General features: G+C 82.0%; 1 pseudogene. It reads left to right on the forward strand.

From position 1 onward, the window contains the following. A pseudogene (locus TR49_RS25770) lies at window positions 1-495 on the forward strand (hypothetical protein); the annotation flags it as partial.

Below are 495 nucleotides of genomic sequence, written 5' to 3' on the forward strand. Positions count from 1 at the left end.
CCCCCCCCCCCCCCCCCCCCCCCCCCGGCAGGCCCCGCCGCGTGACCCGGGCCGCTGGCCCGACCCCGCGGAGCTGCTGCTCACCGCCCTCGGGCCCGGGCCGCGCCTGTGGGAGCGCGGCCCCGACCACGAGGACGCGCTGGTGCTGCGCCTGGGCGCACGCGCCCACGCCCCCGTCACGCTGGACCTGCGCGCGGCCGGCAGCCTGGGCCTCACCGGCCCGCGCCCGCGCCTGCTCGGCCTGGTGCGCGGGCTCCTCGCCCAGCTGGCCGTGCTGCACGCGCCCTCCGGCCTGGAGCTGGTGCTCGTCGCCGCCGACGAGTCCCGGCCGCTGGACGAGCGCACCGACGCCTGGTCCTGGCTGCCCTGGCTGCCGCACCTGCGCCCCGCCCACGGCCAGCCCTGCCGGGCCCTGACCGCGTTCGACCCGGCCCAGGCGCTCGCCCGCCTCGACGAACTGGCCCCTGACTGGGGCGGCACCGCCCCCATCCCCTC

Source organism: Streptacidiphilus melanogenes, assembly GCF_000787835.1.
Lineage (GTDB): Bacteria > Actinomycetota > Actinomycetes > Streptomycetales > Streptomycetaceae > Streptacidiphilus > Streptacidiphilus melanogenes.